4 protein-coding genes are annotated in these 3698 nt (G+C 29.2%); all 4 read right to left on the bottom strand.

Annotated elements, in window-relative coordinates; translation table 11 throughout:
- Nucleotides 1–159 precede the first annotated feature (159 nt).
- A complete protein-coding gene (locus HJ01_RS17040) occupies nucleotides 160–600 on the bottom strand; it encodes a hypothetical protein (RefSeq protein WP_007139764.1) in 441 nt (146 codons plus the stop codon).
- A gap of 545 nt (nucleotides 601–1145) precedes the next feature.
- Entirely contained in the window at nucleotides 1146–1400 is a 255-nt protein-coding gene (locus HJ01_RS17035) for a heavy-metal-associated domain-containing protein (RefSeq protein WP_081478733.1), read from the bottom strand.
- A 63-nt stretch (nucleotides 1401–1463) separates the two neighbouring features.
- Nucleotides 1464–2054, bottom strand: a complete 591-nt coding sequence (locus HJ01_RS17030) for a hypothetical protein (RefSeq protein ID WP_007139762.1) — start codon at nucleotides 2052–2054, stop codon at nucleotides 1464–1466.
- Nucleotides 2055–3183: 1129 nt separating this feature from the next.
- A partial coding sequence (locus tag HJ01_RS17020; protein WP_040474118.1) for a helix-turn-helix domain-containing protein occupies nucleotides 3184–3698 on the bottom strand: 515 nt, incomplete at its 5' end.

Raw genomic sequence — 3698 nt, 5'->3', positions numbered from 1 at the left:
GCTCTTCCGATCTTGGAACAAAGAAAATCCATCCTAAAAAAAACATCCATATAACCCACCATATCAGGTGCATTCCTCCGTAATGTGCGCTGTAATCATGCATAATTTTTAATTTTAAATTAATTTTCAATGTTGAATAATATTCTTCTTGTAATCGTTTTATTTATTGTTCATCATCATTCCATTTTCATTCATCTTCATTCCCTTCTCGTTCATCATTTTCATTGAGGACTGCATACAATCATTGCTCATCATACCATTTTGTTTCATCATTTGCATCATCGAGCCCATCATTTTACCATCTTTCATCATTTCTGACATCATTTGTGTCATCATGGTACTATCTTTCATCATCATTTGCATGCCTTGACCTTGCATCATAGAACCCATCATTTTTTGATTTCCCTGCATCATTTGCATGCCTTGATTGCTACTTTGCATTTTGTCCATGAATTCCGTCATATAATCGTTATTGCCATAAATTTCATCGTAAACTTCATTTCTTACTTCTGAATTTTCGAGCATGGCTTTCGAATCAGTTTTTGGATTGCAACTGCTTAATGTTAATAATCCGATAATTAAAATTGCTACTGTTTTCATATTATTTAATTTATTTGTTACTACTTTTTTTTCTGTTTCTATTTAAAGTTTTTTGATGATTTTTTCTAACTTAACTGTAATTTCTTCTGTCACTTTATTCAATTTTTCATTTTCCAAAACCTTCCTCTTTCAATCCTTTAGTAACCTTGTCGATAACCTCTTCAAAAGTCCCCTTTATTGTTTTGTTAAATTAATAGCTCATAAATATTATTTTTTAGAATATTATATTCGTTTTTATCTTCCTATTCCTCTTTGGACTTTCTGCTCTTCGTGAATCACTTGACTAGAATATTCACAGGAGTTTCCATCTTTATGGTAATTTATTTATTTCGTCCTTTGTTTTTAAAAAAGACCAATACAAGTACAACAGGTATTAGTATCCACAGCCACATCATCATAATTTTTTAATTTTAGAAATTATTTTTTGTAATCGTATACACCTTGACTATATCGAGAAGCATTTGCAACGCATCAAGTAGTTTTTAATTATCTCTATAGGACATCAGCTATCCGTTTACTATTTATGTTTAACAAGGTTTTAAACCTTATCCACAACAGCATCCACCTTTAGTTTTTTGAGTTGATGAAGGATCTTCTTCACCAATGCTGTAATTACCAGCTTTTGATAAAGCAGCATTTAGTTGATTTAAAGTAACAGAGTCCGCTTTTTCAACAATTGCTTCTGGTGGACTCATACTTACCTGCACCGAGCTCACCCCAGTTACTTCTTGTAAAGCTTTTTCTACTGTTTGCTTGCAGCTTCCGCAAGACATGCCGTTGATTTTGAATGTTTGTTTCATGATTTTAAATATTTTTATTACTATTCGTTTATAAATTTTTAAATAAAGTGTTCCTTAATGGAATTATTTATGGTCGGAATGTTTTTTATCTTTCATGTCCTTGTCTTTCATTTTCTTCATCATTTCAGGATTTTCTTGCATCTTTTCCATCATTTTTTTCATCATATCAGGATTCTTCCGCATCTTTTCCATCATCATTTCCATCATTGCAGGGTTTTCTTTCATTTCCCCTTGCATCTCTTTGTTTTCATGCATTTTCTGCATCAACATCATTCTACCTTCTGGACTTTCCATTATTTTATCTAGCATCTTCGCCTGCATTTTTTCTTTCATTTCAGAATTTTCCTCCATCATTTTCTCCATATGTGTTTTCATCTTTTGTTTCATTTCTGGATCTTTCTCCATCATTTTTTTCATGTTTCCAGATTCCATCATTTGCATATGACTATGCATCATTATCTTATTTGCTTCTTCATCTTTACTTGCTAGATCAATAAATTCTTTGAATTGGTTTGGGTTTGAAATTATTTCCTGATATACAGCAGATCGGTTGCCTTGAATACCCATAGTTTCAGAGGCATTAAATGTTGATTTACAGCTAATTATTGAGCCTAGTGTGATGATAATCAGTAGTGTTTTTACAATTTTTTTCATTTTTTCATTTTTTTAATATTATTAAATCCTTTCCACTTCAGTTTTTTATTTTTTAAATTAATGTCTCAATTTATTTCTGTTATATTATAGCCAGAGAGACTATCGAGTTGCTTTTGTAAATCGGCAACTGAAAGGGGTTCTGTCGTTGTAATTATTGAAGCTCCTTTTGGTTCCATGGAAATCCCAACATTGTCGATTTTTTGTTTGCTTCCAAGGTTCTTTTTACACTTATGATGCATCCACCACAGCTAATTCCGTTTATTTGAAATTTTTGTTACCTTGATTATAATTTTCAGATTCTATGCTAGGGTATGCAATAATTATTTTCTTATAACTTTTATTCCTTTTAGAATGATTTTTTTGTTATAATTAAAATTTAATTTGCTAATAGTATTGATTAATACTACTTCTCTGTTTTAATTCAAATTTACGATGAAAATCAGGTAACTAAGATGATATTTATCAGGTTTCAAAAATTTGTAGTCAAAAAAATGAATATTAATAATGATTACATTCCAATCATTATATAGTATTAGAATGCTTGTTGTAAATTAAGAAAGAGGGTTAGTCGTAAACTCAAATTTTATTTTACTCTAACACAATTTAAAATCTTACTTGTGCTTTACAATATATTTTTAAATTTCGTAGACACTGTCGTAATTAGTAGTAAGATTATCTTTCGTTTTTTTTAATCTTTACCATCCATTAGTTACTCATTCTACGCGACCCAAATACTTTTGCATCGCTACTTTGTATAATTCACAATTGGTTCCTTTTATTAGTGTGTCTCCTTTCAAGTAAGAACAAAAAAAAAGTAACACCAACATAAACTGTTTGTCTTACTTTTAATTAATTCTTAATATTTTGTCGTTACCAGTACAATTAAGGCAAAGTGTTTTATATTTTGATGAAATTTCGAGATTGATTTCAATAAGCGATATGAAATAACCTTTATACGCAATACGACAAGTTAAACAAGTAGCAATATATTCTTTTGAAATCTTCATAATTTAGCACTTATATTGTTACTATAAACAATTTTGTTACTATGTAAAATTATAAATTTAACAAGTGTTTAATTAGTATAATTTTGTATTATTTTAGTATAATTTACAGATTATCAGATGTATTATACTTTTGGTCTTTTTATTTTTTTAAAACTAGTAGCAGTTAATCCTGTTACTTTTTTAAACTGCTTACTTAAATGAGCAACGCTACTATAATTTAGTTGATAGGCAATTTCGCTCAAGGAATGTTCATTGTATATTAATAATTCTTTGGCTCGTTCTATTTTTTGAGCAATAAAATAATGCTCAATAGTCATTTCGTTTGCTTCTGTAAAAAGATTACTTAAATAATGGTAATTCTGGTTTAGTTGATCGCTGATATGATTAGATAAATTTATTTTCAACACTACTTCAGAATGATGCACCAAATCTAAAATTATGATTTTTATTTTTTCAATGGTTTGACTTTTTCTATCATCTATAATTGCTAATCCTAAAGAGTTTAGATTAATAATTAGTTGTTCTCTTACACTGTTTATGCAATCTTCTCGAATTAAAATTTCGCCGATTTCAATAGATAAAGGAGTAAGTCCAAGTTTTTCAAGCTCGGACTTTACCATTACCTTGCAGCGATTAC

The sequence above is a fragment of the Flavobacterium frigoris PS1 genome, assembly GCF_000252125.1.
GTDB classification, from domain to species: Bacteria; Bacteroidota; Bacteroidia; order Flavobacteriales; family Flavobacteriaceae; genus Flavobacterium; species Flavobacterium frigoris_A.
The sequence above is the reverse complement of the archived record's forward strand: the minus strand, read 5'-3'. Positions and strand labels throughout refer to the sequence as shown.